The organism is Lysinibacillus sp. Ag94 (assembly GCF_023242215.1).
Lineage (GTDB): Bacteria > Bacillota > Bacilli > Bacillales_A > Planococcaceae > Lysinibacillus.
The window spans coordinates 2,186,722-2,204,496 of record NZ_CP096780.1 but is presented as its reverse complement, the minus strand read 5'-3'; the positions used below and the strand labels follow the sequence as shown (position 1 = coordinate 2,204,496).

Below are 17,775 nucleotides of genomic sequence, written 5' to 3'. Positions count from 1 at the left end.
AATAGATGTACAAAAGTAAATAAAAAGGATTGATGAAGATGACAAAATTAAGAGATGAAGCGGTCCGTTATATAAAAGCAAGTGATTCTTCGATACAGTACTATGATTTAACACCACAAGAAGCGAGAGCCATTCGAATAGTGCCAAAATGGACGTCACCGGATAGCCCACAGCTCGCGAGCATCGAGAATAGAAAAATAACGGTGCGGGATGGAGCACAAATTAATGTGCGCATTTATAGACCTGTTTTAGACGAAAAGCTCCCTGTCATTGTTTATTATCATGGAGGTGGTTGGGTATTTGGAAATTGTGACTCTACGGATGCAGGCTGTCAGCTATTAGCGACAAAAGCCCAAGCAATCGTTGTATCGGTTGATTATCGCCTAGCACCGGAATATCCATTCCCTACACCGCTCTACGATGCCTATGACAGTTTCATATGGGTTTACGAAAACATCGAAAATTTCGGTGGAGATAGAGCAAATCTTACAGTCGCTGGCGATAGCGCTGGCGGAAACTTAGCAACAGTGGTCGCCTACTTAGCAGCAACATTAAATGGACCAACGATTAAAGCGCAGGCACTTATATATCCTGTAGTCAATGTAGATTTTACAACGGCTTCTTACAATGTTTACGGCGAACACTTTGGCTTAGACAAACAAGGAATGCAGTGGTTTGCAGATCATTATACAGAAAAAGAAAACTATTTGGATCCACATGTATCCCCACTTCAGATTGAGGATTTAAGTGTAGTACCGAAAACGATCATTATAGCTGCCGAGGCGGATGTTCTATACGATGAAGGTCTTGCATACGCACGAAAACTTACAGATGCCGGAGTGACTGTTGAACATGTTAACATGCCCGGTTTAATCCATAGCTACTTTAGTAAAATGGATTTTTTCGAACAAGCTACTATTGAAACTGCTGAAAAAATTGCTAATTTCGTGAAATAAGTTTGTCTATCACCATAAAATAGTGCGATAATAGAGCAAAATGTTTTTTAAAGGATGACAACATGACACAAACTATTGCTTTACAAATTAACAATCCCTTTTCTAATCAATTAAAAAAAGGCTATCCGCTCATTTCAAAAGATGCAGTTGATGCACGCCATCTTCCAAAAGAAGAAGGTGCACTTTTAAGACTTACGGATCATCATAACCGTTTTATCGGCACAGGATACTATGGCTTACAAAACAAAGGTATTGGTTGGGTATTAACAAATGATGCGAACGAAAAAATAGACAAAGCCTTTTTTATGAAAAAATTTAAAAAGGCTATTCAAAATCGCGAAGCTTTTTTCAACGATCCTCACACAACAGCCTTTCGAATCTTTAATGGTGAAGGTGATGGCATCGGCGGTTTATCAATTGACTTTTTCGACACTTACTATATGGTGAGCTGGTATAGCGCAGGCATTTATTCATTTAAAGAAATGGTATATGAAGCACTAGCAGAGACAGTAGATTACAAAGCCATTTATGAGAAAAAACGTTTCGATACTAAAGGACAGTATATGGAACAAGATGATTTCGTCATGGGAACACCTGGCGAATTTCCGATTATCGTAATGGAAAATAGTATGAAATACGCTGTCAATTTAAACGATGGAGCTATGACAGGTATTTTCCTCGATCAACGAGAAGTAAGACTAGCCATTCGTGAACGTTATGCAGAGGGTAAAAATATGCTAAATACGTTCTCCTATACAGGAGCATTTTCTGTCGCAGCGGCACTTGGAGGAGCTGTAAAAACAACTAGTGTAGATGTTGCAAAGCGCAGTTTAGCCAAAACAATTGAGCAATTTAGCGTTAATAACATCGACTACGAATCACAGGATATTAAAGTAATGGATGTCTTTAACTATTTTAAATATGCACAGCGCCACAATTTAAAATTTGACCTTGTCGTTTTAGATCCACCAAGCTTTGCACGTACAAAAGAAAGAACGTTCTCAACTGCGAAAGACTATCCTAAATTACTCATAGATACAATCGCCATTACGGAGAAAAACGGTATCATCGTTGCTTCAACGAACAATGCAAGCTTTGGAATGAAAAAGTTCAAGAACTTTATTGACCAAGCATTTAAAGAAACTAAAACAGCCTATAAAATTGTTGAAGAATACAGCTTACCAAAGGATTTCCGTGCCCCACGTGAATATCCAGAATTCAATTACTTAAAGGTTGTTTTTATTAAAAAACTCAACTAAATGAATCGAGACAGAATCGCCCCCAAGCGATTCTGTCTTTTTATTGAGGAGAAATCCCCAATCTTATTGTTAGAATTTTCCGTTTATTATACAATTGACTCATCTTTATTCCTAAAATTTGGGATGTTTATCCATGAGATGAGTTGATTGGAGCGCAGTGGCTCCCCAAAGAAAGCGCACAGTCGTGACGGAAACCAACCCTACGCTAGGGTGAGTATCATTTTTTACAATATAAAGATAAATGGAGTGATTAAATGGGGTATGTCCGTGAAAAGTTAATGATTTTTACAGAAAGACTCGTTCTTAGATTATTTCAAACATCCGATGCAGAAACGGTTACAAAGCTATGCAATAACTATAATATTTATAAAAGCACTATGTATCTACCTTATCCATATAATTTAAATGATGCATTAACATGGATGGAACGTCATTACGATAATTTTACGCAAGATATTTCGTACGAGTTTGCTGTTACAGATAAGGAAACCGGTGAATTATATGGAGCTATTGCCTTATCAAACAATAAACATTTTAATCAAGGAGAAATCGCCTATTGGATTGGTGAGGAGTATTGGGGAAAAGGCTATGCTACGGAAGCAGCGCAGTCGATTGTTCAATTTGCTTTTGAAGAAAAGAAACTGCATAAAGTATTTGCCCGATATTTTTCTACAAATCCCGCTTCAGGAAAAGTAATGGAGAAGATTGGCATGAAACAAGAAGGAATTTTAAAGGATCATATTATTAAAGACGGTAAATACGAGGATTTAGTATATTATGGAATAATAAATGAATAGCCAAATTTCTCAAAAAGATGTTTCCGTCGATTTAGTTCCTTCACCTTAATTCTACTTTTGATAAGGGTATCTTCTAAAAGATTGTTGCTATTAAAACATAAACAGAGTTACTCTACAAATGTGTAGAATCAACTCTGTTTTTTTGGTTTGATATTTCGTATATCGAATATGTTACGAAAGCACCCCGTTAGCAGCATAGGAAAAGTTCGTCGATGCGACTGCTCTTTTTTGGGAATCGTCACGTAGCTTAACATTTAGATATCCAGGTATTTATTTCATTAGCTACTTTTTTGGGGTTATCCCAATGAACCATATGATTAGTTGCGTCCATTGAAACAATGGTGACATTTTCTATATGCTGTTTTAATTTGTTGATTCCAGTTCTTCTAGCGTTTCTTAACTCTTTGGGAAGAGTTGCGTGGATAAGAATCAATGGTGATTTTATGTATGGATAAGCTGTTGTAAAACTTTCTCTAAAAAATGCTTTAATAATAGATAATATAGTAAACTTTGAACTAATAAGTTCATATTTTTCTCTTTTATTAAAAAGTGTTTGAACCATTTGTTCAATTTTTTCATTCCATCGGTCAGTATATTGTCGGTACTCCTCGGCTACATCAGACCAAGTGTCAAAAACCGAGGAATGCTCCATATAATCTTTCCACCCATCATATACTTTAGAAAAGGTCATATCTTCTTGGAAATCTGGAAACGTATAGCCACCATCTAGTAAGATAACCCCTTTAATTTTTTTAGGGTACATTTTAGCATAGTGTAATGCTATATCAGCTCCCCAAGAATGGCCCAAAATATAAAAAGGTTCTTTTAAGACTTGTTCGAATACATCGTTATACCATTTTGCAAGACTCGAAAATAGATAACCATCTTCATTTACAAAAGAAGATGTGCCTCCGTGACCTGGATTATCAAAAGAAAGTATACGAAAATCATCTTCCAGGTATTCAGCTAACTCAGAAAAGACTGCCCCACTATTTCCAAGTCCATGTAAACAGACTATTGTGGGTTTAGTGTTCTTGCCTAATTCGTAATAATGGACATTAAACTCATTAACACATAAACTAAAATCCTTCATAATACCCCCTGTTTAGAATTATTTATATTTGTTTATTTCTACACATTATTACAATATCTTTTCTTCCACCAACCTGCTCTGATAGTTGAAGAAGGAAGTATTTAAAATTCAAAGTTTCGAACCACACCAAGGACAAAAATCAATGCTAATCATCGACTCCCCCCCATCATGTATGATCAAACCGTAGTTATTACTTTGTTCATAAAAAATGATTATTTTATCAGGACATTCAAACGGATTCTCATGTATTTCACATTTGAAACTTGCATGAAAAGTCATATCCTCACAACAATATTTTTTCATAATTTAGTTTCCCCTTATTTAAATAAAGCTCCCGCTATTTGAGTGTAAAACATACAAATCTGTATCATTTACAATTAATTATATCGTCTTAGCATCCATCTAACAGGTCATCAATAAATAGCCAATCCTCATTATTAATTCCTAATTTTTCACAGTATTCTTCCGCTTCTTCTAAAACTTCAAAACACATATCAGCAAAACAACTAGTATTTTGTAATGTATTATATAAAAACACTTATATTTCATCGGACGATTCATAAATTATTATTTTACAGATGTCATCAATCTTTTCCTCAAGAAAAGCATATTTCCTCATCATATTACCTCTTTACTATTAATCGACTGATTCTCTTTACTATACTTATCGATTATTTCCCTATGACTATCGATTGTAATTAAACCAGCAACCTTTGCTTCTGCATACATATATTTATACATTTTTTTTGCAAAATCAATAATGTAATAGTTATACGAACCTACAGAGAAAAAGTTTCTAACTCAAGATTAAAAAAATGTTCAAAAAGGAGAGCCTTTTTGAACATCTTTTCTTTATTTCAATGGAATATTCAGTTCGATATTTTTTCCTATAGGATTGAAGTAATAGTTTATATATATTTTTGCTTTCCCATTATAATTTTCAAAGTTCTCCGTCGCAAATAGGTACTGGTCATCATCTGAAAACGTGCTACCTGTATAATTTAACGGCGTGCCATCAGCTTTTACAGCACTATTTAAAAACGAATATGCCCTTCTATCATCCCATTTCTTTGCAGCAACTGATACACCTTGCTCCGTTACAGAAATATCCCAATCCAAATATTCAGGCTTCGCGAGTACTTCTTTTGTGCCAAAATCAACTTCAATAAAATCCTTGCCCTTTGGAACAGCATGAACAGCTCCAATTAATAGTTTGAGTGAATCTGTATCATGGAAATAATTACTTTGTAAATTTAGCGTAAATTTGCCGTCGCGACTTTTTCTGCCAAGGGACAAGCCGTTTTTAACGACTTCTTCTCTTCGCTCTCCATTTTCCGTCTCGACCGCAATATTTTCAAGTGATAAAATTTGCATCGTATTCGCTTCATCTAATTCAATATCGATGGCCATTCTTAATGGAGAATGGCGAATTTTTGTTATCGTAAACTTCTGACCATCGACATTTACAGTACGATTCACAGTAATAATTTTCTCCTTTGCGATTTCATTTTGCAGTGAAAACGGAATCGAAATTTCAACGTTCCCCTTATCTTTTTCATAAAAACGAAAAACTGCTTTAAAATCCTTTGAAGTATAAGCGAAAGGCTCTGAAAAACTATATTTCACTGAAGAAGAGATGCGTGTTTGATTTGATTGATGAATTGTAAATGAACCCCCTTTAATTTCTTTATCCCCTTGAAACAAATGAACTTCCTCCAAGTATAATTCCGACATATCAAATGAGGCATCAGCGTCATAGTAAAGTACTAATCCCGAATTATCTGCAATCACGCCCTGCAATGTAAGCGATAAGCCATTTTTAGACTCCGTCACATTAATTTCTTCATAGTAGTCATTGTCCACAATATCTTTTATCCCTTTATCTCTTACAACCTCTAATACAATTTCTTTTAAGCCAGGTATTTTTGCAACATAGCTAGCAATCGTTGGAGAAGCACGAATTGAAAATAAAAAGCTTAAGCAAAACAAAAAGGCTATTGCAACCGAAACGATGCGCTTCTTTGCTCTTTTTTCTCGTTGAACTTTCCGAAACATATCCATACGTACTTGTTGAAGTTTCTCCTTTGGAACGTCAATCTGTAATTTACTCATAGCCAGTCCTCCTTTTCTCCAGCGAAGTTTCTAAGCTTCTTTAGTATGTGATGAAGCTTGGACTTTACAGTACCCTCGGGAATTTGATTTAGCTCAGCAATTTCTTTGTTTTTTAGTTGCTGAAAATATTTCATATAGACGAGTTGTTGCTCCGATAAGGATAAATGCTCCAATAACCGCTCCATATCAGAGTAGATGACCCATTCAACTTGGTGATGTTCCTGAATTGAAACGGTTGGTTGACGTTTTCGTAAATGGTCTTTACAACAATTGATTAAGACGCGCACGAGCCATGTTCTGGCATACTCGTGCTGTTTAACGGTATGCATTTTTTTCAGTGCCTTGTAAACTAGGTCCTGCATCACATCCAAAGCGTCTTGCTCATTTTTCAGATATGTAAAAGCCATGCGATATAAAATATCTTCATCCATTTCAATAAGTGAAAGTATCGCTTGATGATCCCCACGAATAGCACGCTGCACGATTTCCATTTCCATCCTTTTCGCCTCCTTCCTCCATTAGACGGAGCGATGCTTCATTTCGTTCAAAAATTTTAAAATTATTTAGGAAACTGTCTATGTAATTGCCTTTACTCTTTGCATCAAAATAAATGTTTTTAATTCCTTCTTCACCGAACCTGCGCCATTGGATGAAAAACAATCTTTATGAAAACAGCATTTGTTAAACAAGGCATGAAAAAATAGGTGGCCAAAGCAGTATTTTCACTTCTTTGGCCACCCATATTTATTTTATAGATATTTTACAAACCAATCCCTAATATATTCTAATCTATTGATTCTTAACGCTGGTTTTCCGCTTCTAGACAGTTCGTGATTGGATTCTGGGAAGCGTACAAATTTAGTTTCCTTTTTACGGTGTTTCAAGGCGATAAATAATTGCTCTGCCTGTTCAATCGGACAGCGATAGTCTTTTTCGCTGTGTAAAATTAACAGTGGCGTCTCCACATTGTCAACATATTTAAGCGGCGAATGATTCCAAAGCTTCTCTATATCGTCTAGTCCCGCTTGGATTTGCCAGTCATTGAAGTAATAGCCGATATCACTTACACCGTAAAAGCTAATCCAGTTAGAAATACAACGTTGCGTAACCGCAGCTTTAAAGCGATTTGTATGTCCGACAATCCAGTTTGTCATGAAGCCCCCATAGCTCCCACCTGTAACTCCTAGACGGTCTTTGTCAATAAAATTATAATGCTCCAATACAAAATCTACAGCGGCCATGAGATCATTGTAATCATTGCCTCCATAATCACCACGAACCGCATCAACAAATTTTTGACCATATCCATGGCTTCCACGAGGATTCGTATAGAGGACCGCATAACCTTGTGCAGCAAGGATTTGGAATTCGTTAAAATATGAGTTGGCATACATAGCGTGAGGTCCACCATGGATTTCAAGAATAAGTGGATATTTCTCCCCTTCTTTATAGCCAATAGGCTTCATCATCCAGCCGCTTACTTTCCAGCCATCTGCTCCTTCATATTCAACTGCTTCAGGAACAGATAATTCTCTCGACTTTAAAAATTCTTCATTAACGTTCGTAAGCTGTTCTTGGTCACCATTATTTAAATTTACGTAAAATAGATCGCCAGGATTTGTAGTAGTGCTAATTGCGACTACCGCTTTATCATTTTTTTGATCAAGCGAAAAACCATATACGTATTGATCATCATGAATCGCTGGATATAATTCTCCAGAAAGATTACCAAAATAAATCGCTGTATTGCCATGATCAGTCACTTGGAAGTAAAAGCTGTTATTATCCTCCAACCATTGGACACGCGGAGCAACGACCCCTTGAAGGAAATCACCGACGACAAAATCACCGACCGGCGCATCAAATTCACTCGTTACACATGTCGTATTGTTATTTTCCAAATCATAAACCCATAACTTTGCTTGAGTTGCATTTTCAAATTCTCGTTCACTTCCAACATAAGCAACATAGCGGCTATTCGGGGACCATGAAGTTTGGTAAAACGACCCTGTTCCTTCTGTTAGCTTGCGACCATGTTTCGTTTCTAAATCTAATAAGTAGATATCATTTATGAATGAAAAGTCTTGATCTTCTGTTAAGTCTGCAATGTAAGAAAGATGCTTACCGTTTGGAGACCATTTACCAAGCTGTAAATTATGTTTCCCTTCTGTAACTAACTCTAATTCTCCAGATTCAAGATGGACGATGGCAATTTGAGAAAATTGTTCCATATCAATAAACCCAGCTGCATCTGATTTATATTTCATCTTTTCTACTTCAAGTGGTTTTAATTCTTTGTCTTCTTTTTGATTCTTTTCAGCTTTATCATTAATATTTTCATCTTTACCAAGCTTGACAGAGAAGGCAATTTTCTCACCACAAGGAGACCAAGTAGGCGATGTCGCTCCATTCTTACAATTAGTAATTTGTTTCGCTTCCCCACCTGCTTTAGAAAGCACAAAAATTTGTGGCTTACCCTTTCTCGTTGATACAAATGCAATTTTACTGCCATCTGGTGACCATACAGGCGAACTCGTTTTATCTTCACCAAATGTCCATTGTTGTGGCTTTTTTTCATTCAAGTCTATGTAAAATAAATTAGATACGTAGTCCTTTTTCTTCTCATCAATATGCGTTTCTATATACACTACTTCTGTTCCGTCAGGTGATACTTGTGGATCTGCCACTGATTTTAATTGATATAAATCTTCTGGTTGAATCCCTTGTTTCAAAGTCATATTTTAAAAATCCCCTTTGTGTTGAAGTTTCATTACATAGTACAATATTTCGACACTCTAAGTATTATTCCTTCTTTTAAGAAGAAATTATTTTTTATCAAAGAGAGGATTTAATAGTGGCGAGCAATTAGTGATCGTGACGAATCTGAAACATTGCGAAACTTCAGAACTTTCAGGGTGATTGTATATTAAATGTGCTAAAATAATAATCGGGAGGCGTTTTTATGGCTATAAAAGCTATAGAGTTATTTTTTGTGATTGGTTCTATTTATTTCTTTTTTGTGATTTCATTCTTTTTTAGAAAAAGAGGTAAAAAAATTTTGTATAGCTTTATAGTTATAATCCTTTTAAGCTATGCATTATTCTTAACTGTTCGTCCACATATACAGAACGCAAAATATGATAAATATACTCAAATGGTTGAAGAACATTTAGAAAAGAAATACCCAAATGCATCTTGGGAAACTAGTTTTGATAAAGAAGAATTATTAACAACGGCATTTGGATACGAAATAAAAGTTAAATTTGCGGACGAACCAACAGTACTTTATGGATATAAAATTGAAAATGGTAAAGTCATTCAAGCCTATTATTCATATTTAGAAAATTCCTCTCAAAATGAAGGCAAGTATGTGGAACGAGATTAAAGATTTTTTATCTATCACTTGATATTTACAAATCAAACAATTCAACAATGTAAAAGCTTATATCCGCTTCTTGCGCCACTGAGAGCCAAGCTTACGTCCCCCAAAAAGCACCCAGCCCTAACGGAGATTACTCCCATAATGGTCAAGATTAGGTCTTTTATCAGCAATTCTTTTCTGCGGTAAAATTTATAAGAGGGATCATTCGGGCGAGAATGTTCTTTATAAGATTAAAAATTTTCCTTTAAAATACCTTCCATATCCCTTTTTTACGAACAAAGTCTCAGCTTGTGCTTTTCTCTCATTGGGAAGCCCCTCTTTTTGATAGACATAGGCATAGGCATATTCCTATATGTTAGTATATTGATAAAAGAATGAATAGAAACGAGGATTTTTTATGCATGTAACAATCGGGGTACTCGCTCACGTGGACGCAGGAAAAACAACATTTTCTGAGCAGTTACTATTTCATACAAACAGTATTCAAGCCCGTGGACGAGTGGATCACCAGGACACATTTCTAGATAATCATGAGCTCGAGCGTCAGCGAGGCATTACGATTTTTGCGGAGCAAGGTCGCATGACGATTGAGAATGATACATATACGTTAATCGATACACCTGGACACATAGATTTCTCACCAGAGATGGAACGTGCGATTCGGGTTATGGATTTTGCCATCATTATTGTTAGTGCAGTTGAAGGACTACAAGGTCATACGGAAACAGTGTGGCAACTTTTACGCCAATACCACATCCCAACTTTCTTTTTTATTAACAAAATTGATCGTGAAGGGGCAGATGTTCAAGCCGTTATGGCACAGCTTCAAAAGGACTGTTCTGAGGATGTATTATTCGTAGATGAACCGCTCCGTTCAGACTATGTTTCAAATCGCATGATGGAGTGGCTTGCTGAACGTGACGAAAAGCTTCTCGACGATTTTTTAAATGAGACATTGGATTGCTCTAGCTGTCTTACTCGTTTACATACGATGATTCAACAGGAAAAAGCCTTTTTATGTTTTTCTGGCTCTGCTTTAAAAGATATTGGGATAAAGGAATTTATAACACAGCTCCCCCTACTTACCAAAACACATTTTCCTAACAATGCTCCGTTCCAAGGTGAAGTGTTTAAAATTCGTCATGATGGGCATCAACGCTTAACTTTTATCAAGGCATTGCAAGGAACGTTACATGTGCGTGATGAATTTTCCTTTGAAGATAAAACAGAAAAAGTGACTGAGATTCGACTTTACAATGGCAGCCGTTATGTAACAGTTCAAGAGGTCGTGGCTGGGGAGATTTTCGCAGTAAAGGGGATTAGCGAAGCAAACATCGGCGATATCATTGGTTATTCAGCTAACCCGCAGCCCTATGAGTTAGTACCAACTTTACAGGCAAAAGTACAATATGAAGGTGATCAGCATATAAAGGAAGTTTTAAAAATCTTCCGCACGCTTGAAGCAGAAGAACCATCATTACGTGTGCTATGGCATGAAAAATTCCAAGAAATTCATGTACATATTATGGGTGTCATCCAACTCGAGGTTCTTATCGACGTGCTGAACAAACGCTTCTCGCTAGACATTTCATTTAGCGAACCACAGATTTTATATATGGAAACGATTGCAACAACGGTGACAGGCTATGGACATTTTGAACCTTTAAAGCATTATGCAGAAGTACATTTATTAATGGAGCCAAATAAACGCGGTACTGGTCATACATTTGTCAATGCTTGTCATGCGGATGATTTATCGGTTGGGCATCAACGACTCATTGAAAAACATCTATTCGAGCGTGATCATCATGGGTTGTTAACTGGCTTCCCTGTGACAGATATTCGCTTCACTCTCTTAACAGGACGCGCGCATATTAAACATACCGATGGTGGTGATTTCCGTGAAGCAACATTCCGTGCATTACGGCAAGGGCTGGAGCAAGCAGAAAATGTATTGCTGGAGCCATACTACCGATTTAAACTTAAAGCTCCAAGTGATTTTATTGGCCGGATGATGACTGATATTCAACAAGCTGCTGGTACATTTGACGCGCCAATCTTAACTGAACATGATGCGATTTTAACTGGCCGCGCTCCAGTCGCAACATTTATGAGCTACAGTACAACCTTTGCCGCCTACACTAATGGTAAAGGGGTACTTTCTCTCCAATTTGAAGGTTATGATGTGTGTCACAACACAGAAGATATCATTAAACAAATTGGCTACGATAAAAACGCCGATCCCGAATATACATCTTCTAGTATTTTTTGTGCAAAAGGCAAAGGTTACTCCGTTCCATGGCATGAGGCAGAGGCAGCAATGCATTGTATTGACTGAAATCATAAAAACAGGACATGATTATCTATCATTGTCCTGTTTTTTAAGTTTCGTCGGGCTTCTCCGGCTTCGCACAGATTTGCTCTACTTCCGCGAGCATTCTAGCTTCACGCGAGGGTTTGCCCGCTTCCACAAGTATTCTGGTTCCGCGCGAGGATTTGCTCTACTTCCGAGTATTCCGGCTTCGTGCGAATTCGCTCTACTTTCGGAAGTATTCAGCTCCGCGCGAGGGTTTGTCCTACTTTCACGAGTATTCTCGCTCATACGAATAGTTACTCTGCCTCCGCGAATATTCCACCCCATTCGCTCATATTCCCCTTCACCCAACGCGAAATCAATTTACAAAGCTTGTACTGCCTTCTGTGCTTGTTTGAAACTGCGATATGAAGGATCCACAACAACGTAGCTATGGGGCTTAGAAAAATTAATTAAAACCTTGCCTGGTTGACTTTTCAAAAGTTGTAAATTATCAATTAATTTCAGTAATAGTTCATGACCGTTACCACGTGGGTGCCAGTTTAAATGATATTCATTTAGTTCCTTCACAGCTTCTAAAAATTGATGATACTCGTGCTCTACAACATTAATCAATTGTTTGTTTTTAGAAGCTACCTGTGATAAATCCTCTAAATATGTTTCATAAAAGCGCATCACTATCGAGCATAATAAATCATTGACTCGAGCGGCACTTAATATTGGCTTAGGAGCTTGGGATAGTCGCTCTAAATTTGGCTTTGCACGAGTCGAATCAATGCGTGTAATTAAATGATAATGCTCACCGTTCACCTCATAGATAATTGGATTTGTCGGCATATACATCATAAAACTATTTGTTTTTGTTTTAAGTTGATCTGTAGTATTCGCCTTTGCAAAAAGGTGCCCATTAATATTGTCATTTTGAATCCAAATAATATCTTTATTATATAAAATTTGCTCAAACAATCGTTCATTACTAATTAGTTTGCTAGCTATTAATTGGTCGACAAGTGATTCTACAACCATTCTTGTTGCAGCTTTCTTAGTAACTTCAATGCGTGGCAGCTTACATATTTTCATATCTACATATTGCGATTCCTGTGCTGTACATACATGAATATTCGTCATATGTGCATCCTCTTTTCGTACATATTTTCAAAACGGAAGTCATCAGTAAAAAAAGGATTTCCCATTAAAGCGAGGAAATCCTTCATTCTATCCTTTTCGTTCATCATATAATGTCAAACAACCCCCAAATAAGAAAAAATTAGCACTATAGCTAATACCTTCTTTTATTTTGGGCGTTTGACGTACAGTGACGAACAGAGCATTCTGTTTTGTCAACATGCCACCTCCTATTCCTCGTAGGGTTATGGTGTGTACTCATAATAGGCAGGTATCCTGACTCATGATCATCGCTACCTTTCCCCTTCCCGTCGTTAAACAGTGGTCTATGAAAAGTCGCTCACATTTACAGTTGCGGGACAGTGTCGGATTTGCACCGACTTCCCTTTTAAGTAAATTGCACGCAATTTACACCTATTACTCCACGCTATTCAGTTGTTAAGAAACTGGAAAATACCTAATTTCTTACCCTTAATTGTAAAGTACTGTATTTTTAAAGTCAATTGAGCTGGTAGAATCTTAATACAACTTCGGCGCTTTTCGTAGTTTAGTTGCTTGCTCAAATGAAAATGCAAGTTTTATTAGTACATTCTCACTAAATGCAGTTCCTGCAAATGTTACCCCAAACGGTCTCCCATCTTTCATATACCCTGCTGGGACGGCAATAGACGGGTATCCAGCTTTCGCACTAATTGTTGAACCTATATATGATGGAAAGATAATCGCATCTAAATCATATTTTTTTAATGTATAATCGATTCCTTGCTCTTGAGAAAAATACAAATCTTCAAGTTTTGCATTTAAATAGTCAGAATCTCTTAACGTATTCGATAGTTTCTCTCTCGATTCCAATTTATCCTGATCAAATTTTAACGACTCTCCTTTTGATCGTTTATTAAATTGGATTAACTCAGAAATAGAATGGACAGGCATGTGGGAAGGTAGATTTATAAGGAAATTATTTAAACTATGCTTAAATTCGTATTGCGGTACTGCCCATTTCCAATCTCTATGAAAAGAAGGGATTTCGATGCCTTCAAAAATAACGGCTCCTTGCTCTCTCAAAACTTGAATGGCATTATTAAAAAGTGTTTCGTCATATTCCACTGAGTCATAATAATCTTTTGAGGCATTATTATAAACACCAATTTTTGCACCAATTAATCCAGTTGCATCTAAAAAATTGGTGTAATCTTTATATAACTTTCGTTCACTTTTATATGTAGCGACGTCGTCTTGATCTACTCCTGTTAATACGCCCAATAAAATAGCTGCATCTGTTACAGTTCTAGCCATTGGCCCTGCTGTATCTTGAGCGTATGTAAACGGAATAATGCCCTGTCGACTAATTAGACCAACAGTTGGTTTTATGCCAACTACTGAATTTTGTATAGCTGGACTTAAAATCGAAGCGTCTGTCTCAGTTCCAATTGATAAAACAGAAAAATTCGCCGCAACTGCTACCGCTGAACCTGAGCTAGATCCTCCCACATAAAGTTGTGGATCACCATAAGGATTAAGTGTTTGTCCACCTCGAGAACTATAGCCTGCCCACATCGTACTCGACATACCGTTTGCTAATTCAGTCATATTTGTTTTTCCTAAAATAACAGCCCCTGCTTCACGAAGCTTTTTTACTAGAAATGCATCCTGCTTTGCTAAATAATTTTCTAATGCTATTACACCTGCACTAGTGTGCATAAAATCTTTCGTTTCGATATTATCTTTTAAAACCACCGGAATTCCGTGTAGTGGCCCTCTAGCCCCTTTTGTTAATCTTTCCTCATCTAATGCTTCAGCAATAAATATCGCTTCAGGATTAATTTCAAGCATAGAATTAATTTTCTGTCCACCTTGATCATACTTAGCAATTCTGTGTAAATAATACATAGTTAATTCTTTTGATGTTATATCACCTTGTTTCATTGCTGTCTGAATATCATTTACTGACAATTCTTCTTTAAGAAAGCTACTAAAATTTATCCCCATTCATATCCCCCCATCTTTCAATATTATACCAAAAATATAAACTTATTCCTAAGTTATTTTTAACTATTGAAGTTTCAAAGTCGTACCCTCAGGATCGTTACTTCGTATATCCCTATCCCAGTATTTGTAAATATGTTATAATTTAAATAAATAACTAATTATTCTGTTATTTAATTCGTTTTTGTGAGGTGAAGATTTTGAAAAATTATATTTTTGCAGGAGCTTTACTGTCAACTTTCTTTTTAACAGGGTGTGTAAATTCATCCAAACCATCGACCGATGAACAAACAGTAGAAAAAGAAATACTCGTAGCTCCAACTCCTTTAAAATTAACTCAGGAACAAAAAGCAAAGTATTACAAGGAATATATTTCTCTTGTAGAAAAAGTGAATGAAGAATATCATGAAAACTTTGAAATAGAACCTATATCAAAGTTTACTGATGAATACTGGGTTGAAGTTAAGGATTTTAAAAAGATGCTAATAGAAAGAGTAAATGCTTCATTTACTGTGTTAAAAAATAAAGATGCGTATGCTCCAACTTCAGTCCCGAAAACAGTGGAAATACATACAGGTTCAAAGCTAGCGATTATTAGTTTTGAAGGCTCTTTTGAAACACAGTTAAATGCAAATACAACTGAAAGTAGGCAGTTGTTTTCAGCTATGAACTCTCTATCTTCGAAAATTGAAAATGGTAGTGGTAACTGGATCCAAAAAGGATACAAATATTCAATTAACGGTGATGGTCGCTCTTATATCATTACTGTGGGTGGAAAATACTCTGAAAGTGGTGTTACTTCTTCTCATTTAATTGATGTAAAATTTTATTGCAATAAGAATGGTGGTATTTTATAACCCACAATATTTAAGAAAAGAGCATGCCTACGAGGTGATTGAAATTGATTAATATCGAATTTGGAATATTAATACTTTTACTAATTATGCTTGTTTTAGTAATTAGTATTTTTCGATTTGTCATTAGAAAAGTGTTAGGTGTCGAGAGAAAGAAATGGTTTTCTTATCATCACCTTAACGAAAGACATAGAAAACTCGATTGGTCGTTACGATTAATTACGATTCTATTTTTAATTAGTTCGTATTATATGATAGACAATAACAAAATTGAAATTCCCTGGTATTTCAAAACATCGTTTATCATAATTGTCTTTTTAATAGCATCTGAATTATTACGAACATTTATGGAATGGAAATACGCGGAAAATAAAAGAGATTTTGTTGCTACTAGCGCAGAAATGATGTTTATGATTGGCATAGTATTTTTGACGATAACAACAGATTTTTTCGGCTTACTTAATATTTAATTTCCGGCTCTACGCTAATCAATGCACCTGATAAAAAATGGCTATTTTGCAGAAAATTTATTCCTGCAAAATAGCCTTTATTTATGGGTAATTTATTTCTTTCAATTATTGTCCACTAAATCTCTGTGTAAGCTTTTGTAAATTTTCAGCTTGTACACATAAGTCTTGCGACACCACCATGTTGACCGCTTGCATTGAGGCACTTTGCTCATCAACAGACTGCAGAATGACCCCTGTATAATTAGACAAACTATCCATTTCGTTAGCGATTGTCGATACTAAATTTGTAACCTCATTCGCACTACCTGTAAGCTCTTCTGCTGTTGCGGAAATATCCTCTAACTGGTTCGTCATTTTGCTAACATGCTGAGAGATCGTACCGAATGACTTTGTAGCCTCATCAATGACGTAGACACCCTGTTGAACATTTTTCAAGTCCTCTTCGACAGAGGTAGCTACTTGTTTTGTATCGCTTTCTATACCAACTACAAGCTCGACAATTTGAATAGCCGAATGCTTAGATTGCTCAGCCAGTTTTCGAACTTCCTCTGCTACTACTGCAAAGCCTTTACCATGCTCGCCAGCACGCGCTGCTTCAATTGCTGCATTTAATGCTAGCAAATTTGTTTGATCAGTAATAGCCGTAATCATATCTGTCATAGACTTGATATCAGTCATTTTGCTTGTTAATTGCTGCATTAATCCACTTGTTTTTTCAGTAGAAGTTGAAATAAACTCCATTTGATTTTTAGCTACATGTAAAATTTCCGCACCATTGCCTGCGATGTCATTTGCTTCTTTTGCATGATCGAATACATCTTGCGTTGCCACAGTAATACGTTCAATGCCATCTGCAGTTTCTTGCATAGCAATCGCACTTTCATTTGCAGATTGTGCTGCTTTCTTAAGACCCTCAGTCGTATTCTCCATTTGTGAATCAACTTCGTTAACTGCATCTGTAATTTCATTTGTACTTGCTGATAGCTCCTCTATGCTCGCTGATAAATCTGTAGAACTACTTGCAATTTTTTGTGTCATTGTATGTAATTGTTCCTTCATCTTTAAAAACGCTTTAGCTAAGTCTGATACCTCATCATTGGAATTAATTTCAATCGGAGCAGTACTTAAATTTCCATCAGCAATTGCTTGAGCGGATTCAGCTAATTGATTAATAGGCTTAATAATTTTAAATTTCACATAGAAAATACACGATAATGTCATAGTAATTCCTATTACTGTTAATAAAGTGGATAGCCATTTTAATGAAGTTACATTTGCTAGGTCTATAATTAAAATAACACCCATAAGTACATTTAAAGTAGAAAAGCAAATTATACTTCTTTTCCGTAAAGTCATACTAAATTCCTCCAACTATAATATTATTCCAACGTAGTTATTATAGTTTAATTTTACTGAAATTCATAGAA

At 36.1% G+C, this 17,775-nt stretch carries 16 protein-coding genes and 1 riboswitch; of the genes, 7 read left to right on the top strand and 9 right to left on the bottom strand.

The genetic code is table 11. The features are described from left to right. Positions 1 to 38: 38 nt before the first annotated feature. From MY533_RS10145 to MY533_RS10135, 3 genes are all read left to right on the top strand, one after another. Entirely contained in the window at positions 39 to 956 is a 918-nt protein-coding gene (locus tag MY533_RS10145) for an alpha/beta hydrolase (RefSeq protein ID WP_248719024.1), read from the top strand. A gap of 62 nt (positions 957 to 1,018) precedes the next feature. Further along, complete coding sequence (locus MY533_RS10140; RefSeq protein ID WP_248719023.1) at positions 1,019 to 2,215, top strand: class I SAM-dependent rRNA methyltransferase; 1,197 nt, start codon at positions 1,019 to 1,021, stop codon at positions 2,213 to 2,215. Between the two features lie 254 nt (positions 2,216 to 2,469). Then, complete coding sequence (locus MY533_RS10135) at positions 2,470 to 3,012, top strand: GNAT family N-acetyltransferase (RefSeq protein ID WP_248719022.1); 543 nt, start codon at positions 2,470 to 2,472, stop codon at positions 3,010 to 3,012. 247 nt (positions 3,013 to 3,259) lie between these two features. On the opposite strand, the gene MY533_RS10130 is transcribed toward MY533_RS10135, so the two are convergent. The 5 genes from MY533_RS10130 to MY533_RS10115 all read right to left on the bottom strand — a co-directional run bounded on the left by MY533_RS10130 (position 3,260) and on the right by MY533_RS10115 (position 8,955). Then, positions 3,260 to 4,105, bottom strand: a complete 846-nt coding sequence (locus MY533_RS10130) for an alpha/beta fold hydrolase (RefSeq protein ID WP_248719021.1) — start codon at positions 4,103 to 4,105, stop codon at positions 3,260 to 3,262. A 108-nt stretch (positions 4,106 to 4,213) separates the two neighbouring features. Beyond that, on the bottom strand, positions 4,214 to 4,408 hold the full coding sequence (locus MY533_RS22290; RefSeq protein WP_132358025.1) for a DUF6980 family protein: 195 nt from the start codon (positions 4,406 to 4,408) through the stop codon (positions 4,214 to 4,216). A 549-nt stretch (positions 4,409 to 4,957) separates the two neighbouring features. Beyond that, positions 4,958 to 6,217: a DUF4179 domain-containing protein gene (locus MY533_RS10125; protein WP_248719020.1), complete on the bottom strand. Its 1,260-nt coding sequence runs from the start codon at positions 6,215 to 6,217 to the stop codon at positions 4,958 to 4,960. Continuing rightward, positions 6,214 to 6,714, bottom strand: a complete 501-nt coding sequence (locus MY533_RS10120; RefSeq protein ID WP_248719019.1) for a sigma-70 family RNA polymerase sigma factor — start codon at positions 6,712 to 6,714, stop codon at positions 6,214 to 6,216. The genes MY533_RS10125 and MY533_RS10120 overlap by 4 nt, the downstream gene beginning before the upstream one ends. A gap of 252 nt (positions 6,715 to 6,966) precedes the next feature. Continuing rightward, a complete protein-coding gene (locus MY533_RS10115) occupies positions 6,967 to 8,955 on the bottom strand; it encodes a S9 family peptidase (RefSeq protein ID WP_248719018.1) in 1,989 nt (662 codons plus the stop codon). 224 nt (positions 8,956 to 9,179) lie between these two features. Between MY533_RS10115 and MY533_RS10110 the strand changes: the two genes are divergently transcribed. Next, complete coding sequence (locus MY533_RS10110; RefSeq protein WP_248719017.1) at positions 9,180 to 9,602, top strand: hypothetical protein; 423 nt, start codon at positions 9,180 to 9,182, stop codon at positions 9,600 to 9,602. Positions 9,603 to 9,996: 394 nt separating this feature from the next. After that, on the top strand, positions 9,997 to 11,937 hold the full coding sequence (locus tag MY533_RS10105) for an elongation factor G (protein WP_248719016.1): 1,941 nt from the start codon (positions 9,997 to 9,999) through the stop codon (positions 11,935 to 11,937). 339 nt (positions 11,938 to 12,276) lie between these two features. On the opposite strand, the gene MY533_RS10100 is transcribed toward MY533_RS10105, so the two are convergent. The 3 genes from MY533_RS10100 to MY533_RS10095 form a co-directional block, all read right to left on the bottom strand. Continuing rightward, complete coding sequence (locus MY533_RS10100; RefSeq protein ID WP_248719015.1) at positions 12,277 to 13,041, bottom strand: hypothetical protein; 765 nt, start codon at positions 13,039 to 13,041, stop codon at positions 12,277 to 12,279. 87 nt (positions 13,042 to 13,128) lie between these two features. After that, a complete protein-coding gene (locus tag MY533_RS22115; RefSeq protein WP_256469520.1) occupies positions 13,129 to 13,260 on the bottom strand; it encodes a hypothetical protein in 132 nt (43 codons plus the stop codon). Positions 13,261 to 13,286: 26 nt separating this feature from the next. After that, a riboswitch (cobalamin riboswitch) is annotated at positions 13,287 to 13,471 on the bottom strand. Between the two features lie 86 nt (positions 13,472 to 13,557). Beyond that, positions 13,558 to 15,027: an amidase family protein gene (locus MY533_RS10095; RefSeq protein ID WP_248719014.1), complete on the bottom strand. Its 1,470-nt coding sequence runs from the start codon at positions 15,025 to 15,027 to the stop codon at positions 13,558 to 13,560. A gap of 197 nt (positions 15,028 to 15,224) precedes the next feature. On the opposite strand from MY533_RS10095, the gene MY533_RS10090 reads away from it, so the two are divergent. Next, positions 15,225 to 15,881: a hypothetical protein gene (locus tag MY533_RS10090; RefSeq protein ID WP_248719013.1), complete on the top strand. Its 657-nt coding sequence runs from the start codon at positions 15,225 to 15,227 to the stop codon at positions 15,879 to 15,881. A gap of 44 nt (positions 15,882 to 15,925) precedes the next feature. After that, a complete protein-coding gene (locus tag MY533_RS10085) occupies positions 15,926 to 16,348 on the top strand; it encodes a DUF4181 domain-containing protein (protein WP_248719012.1) in 423 nt (140 codons plus the stop codon). Between the two features lie 105 nt (positions 16,349 to 16,453). On the opposite strand, the gene MY533_RS10080 is transcribed toward MY533_RS10085, so the two are convergent. Continuing rightward, positions 16,454 to 17,704 carry a methyl-accepting chemotaxis protein gene (locus tag MY533_RS10080; protein WP_248719011.1) on the bottom strand — a complete coding sequence of 417 codons (1,251 nt, stop codon included), beginning with the start codon at positions 17,702 to 17,704 and terminating at the stop codon, positions 16,454 to 16,456. Positions 17,705 to 17,775: the final 71 nt, after the last annotated feature.

Bases quoted from the DNA above. Each gene is read 5' to 3' on its own strand.
- MY533_RS10130 (WP_248719021.1), bottom strand. From the start codon at position 4,105: ATGAAGGATTTTAGTTTATGTGTTAATGAGTTTAATGTCCATTATTAC.
- MY533_RS10080 (WP_248719011.1), bottom strand. From the start codon at position 17,704: ATGACTTTACGGAAAAGAAGTATAATTTGCTTTTCTACTTTAAATGTA.
- MY533_RS10105 (WP_248719016.1), top strand. From the start codon at position 9,997: ATGCATGTAACAATCGGGGTACTCGCTCACGTGGACGCAGGAAAAACA.
- MY533_RS10125 (WP_248719020.1), bottom strand. From the start codon at position 6,217: ATGAGTAAATTACAGATTGACGTTCCAAAGGAGAAACTTCAACAAGTA.
- MY533_RS10120 (WP_248719019.1), bottom strand. From the start codon at position 6,714: ATGGAAATGGAAATCGTGCAGCGTGCTATTCGTGGGGATCATCAAGCG.
- MY533_RS10095 (WP_248719014.1), bottom strand. From the start codon at position 15,027: ATGGGGATAAATTTTAGTAGCTTTCTTAAAGAAGAATTGTCAGTAAAT.
- MY533_RS10140 (WP_248719023.1), top strand. From the start codon at position 1,019: ATGACACAAACTATTGCTTTACAAATTAACAATCCCTTTTCTAATCAA.
- MY533_RS10100 (WP_248719015.1), bottom strand. From the start codon at position 13,041: ATGACGAATATTCATGTATGTACAGCACAGGAATCGCAATATGTAGAT.
- MY533_RS22290 (WP_132358025.1), bottom strand. From the start codon at position 4,408: ATGAAAAAATATTGTTGTGAGGATATGACTTTTCATGCAAGTTTCAAA.
- MY533_RS10145 (WP_248719024.1), top strand. From the start codon at position 39: ATGACAAAATTAAGAGATGAAGCGGTCCGTTATATAAAAGCAAGTGAT.
- MY533_RS10110 (WP_248719017.1), top strand. From the start codon at position 9,180: ATGGCTATAAAAGCTATAGAGTTATTTTTTGTGATTGGTTCTATTTAT.
- MY533_RS10115 (WP_248719018.1), bottom strand. From the start codon at position 8,955: ATGACTTTGAAACAAGGGATTCAACCAGAAGATTTATATCAATTAAAA.
- MY533_RS10135 (WP_248719022.1), top strand. From the start codon at position 2,470: ATGGGGTATGTCCGTGAAAAGTTAATGATTTTTACAGAAAGACTCGTT.
- MY533_RS22115 (WP_256469520.1), bottom strand. From the start codon at position 13,260: ATGTTGACAAAACAGAATGCTCTGTTCGTCACTGTACGTCAAACGCCC.